The sequence below is a fragment of the Pelotomaculum propionicicum genome (genome assembly GCF_048984525.1).
Classification (GTDB): domain Bacteria; phylum Bacillota; class Desulfotomaculia; order Desulfotomaculales; family Pelotomaculaceae; genus Syntrophopropionicum; species Syntrophopropionicum propionicicum_A.
Genome location: NZ_JBMGJC010000029.1, coordinates 1 through 2,122, shown reverse-complemented (window position 1 = coordinate 2,122; position 2,122 = coordinate 1). Strand labels below are relative to the sequence as shown.

The 2,122-nt window shown below is 48.6% G+C and carries 1 protein-coding gene; it reads left to right on the top strand.

Annotated features, from left to right (window positions below; all coding sequences use genetic code 11):
* Positions 1-82: 82 nt before the first annotated feature.
* A partial coding sequence (locus tag ACOBQJ_RS16925) for an ATP-binding cassette domain-containing protein (protein WP_421072961.1) occupies positions 83-2,122 on the top strand: 2,040 nt, incomplete at its 3' end.

Here is a 2,122-nt window from a genome sequence, read left to right as displayed (position 1 = left end):
CCCACAGATTGCAATGAATGGAATAAATAGGTTTCCCAACGCCTGCCGGCGGATTTTATCTTGTTTTTTAGGGAGTCTCTAATTGATAGCTCTGAAATACATGAAAAGAAATATGTCGCGAAAAGGCTGGGGTTTCTTTCTCGTGTCGGAAGTCTTGTACGTCCTCTATCTCGGCATCGGTTTTTTTATACCTCTTGCGCAGAAAGCCTTGATAGACGCGGTTATGAGCGCCACGGGCGATATCAGCTCCAAGGTCGGGACAAGCGTCGCTCTCGCCATAACGATGGGTCTTATGTTCTTTTTAAGCATAAAATTGAACAGCAAGGCCCACGGCGAAGCGGTGCGGGGGCTGTTGATAAAAACCTACGAGAGAATCGTAGGACAAAAAAACGCCGATATCAAAAAAACGGGGGCGGCCTGGTATCGGTCGCTGCTGTATACCGAGGCTCTGCCCGAAATGCTGTGTTCGACCTATACAGTCGCGGCATTTTCGGTGGTGCAGCTGGTTTCGATACTGATAATCATCACCAAATGGGATAAGAACTACTTGTTCGCGGTCGGCGCGATGTGTCTTATATATTTGACGATTACGCTATTGATGGCAAAGATAAAAAAGGAAGCGGCCAAGAACGAAATCAGGGAACGATTGGCGGAGTCCGCCCTGGTGGAAGAGGGCATAAACGGCGCCTCCTCCATAGCCCGGTTCGGGAAAAAAGAGATTGTGCTGGGCGGGATTAAAAAACAAGTTGAAAGGCGAATAAAAAGCGTCGATCGAATCCGGATGATAAACTCAACTTCCAGTTCTTTGCAGGAAATGACTTTTTCATTGGGGATGGTCGGCCTCGTTCTCATCAGCATACATGGAATGAAAAGCGGCGCGATAAGTTCAGGGTCGCTGGTGACGCTTATCGCCTATATTCCGCAAATGCTTTTGCCGTGCAAAGCGGTGGGCGACATCTTTTTGGGCGAAGCCTGGGCGGCCCCTTCCAAGGACCGATTTATCGAGATACAAAAGAAGTTCGAATCAGCCATTCCGACGACGATAAAAATACCCGCGTTCAATGATTGCGAGAACAGCAATATTCTGACGTTGAGCGATATTGAGTTTTCGTATTATCAGGATAGGGAACAGAACGATCGGGTTCTGGAGAAGGAGGAGAAGAAAATAAGACTTTCGACCGGTTTCGCCTGTGGCTTTACGACCGCGTTGCTGGGAGTGTCCGGCGACGGAAAAAGCACCTTGTTGAAATTGATAGTGGGAGAAGAGCTGGCCGCCAAAGGAATCGTATGTTTGGGCGGCGAAGATATGCGCAGCATACCCAAGCCCCTATTGAACGCCTTTGTCAATTATTACAGCCAGGACGTGGAACTGTTCAACGAAGATGTTTTTTACAATGTACTAATGGGGAAGGAGTGTATTGAGGAATCTCAAAGAAACACGGTACTGGCTAAGCTTAAAAATGAATACAGCGAAAACTTTGTAAGATTGAAAGCGATAGCCGATCGACACGGGGAAAACGCAAGAAAGACCTTGGCCGCGCTTTCGAAGGAACTGAAAAAGGGCGTCTACGCGAATATACGAAACCTTTTGGGTTTTCCTTTGGAATCCAAACTGCCCGGATATACGGAAGAAGACGCCATTATACATATGATCGGGGAGTATGAAATCGTTCGTCTTTCAGAACTGTTCGCGTCGGCTGAGTTCGGCAGGGCATACTGCGTAAAAGAAAAGGTGGATGCGGTTCTGGGCCGCGTGGGCATCAGGGCCTTGGGCGGAAGAAAGATCGGCGAGAAGGGCTTTGCGGTTTCGGGAGGAGAAAGGCAAAGAATCGCCCTCGCACGATGCCTCATAAAAGAAAACTGGGCGGTGATGATCATCGACGAGCCGTTTACAAGCTTGGACGTCTTGGCGGAAAACGAGTTATCCACAATTCTAAAAGAATACCTCAACGGAAAGACCGCCGTATTGGTCACCCATAAGCTAAATCTGGTGCCGCTGCTGGCGACCAACATAATAGTGTTGAAAAACGGCGAAATCGCGGAAGAAGGAAGCCACGAGCGGTTAAGGCAAAAGGATGGTCTCTACAAAACCCTGTGGGATACTTTTATCGCCCAGCGCGGG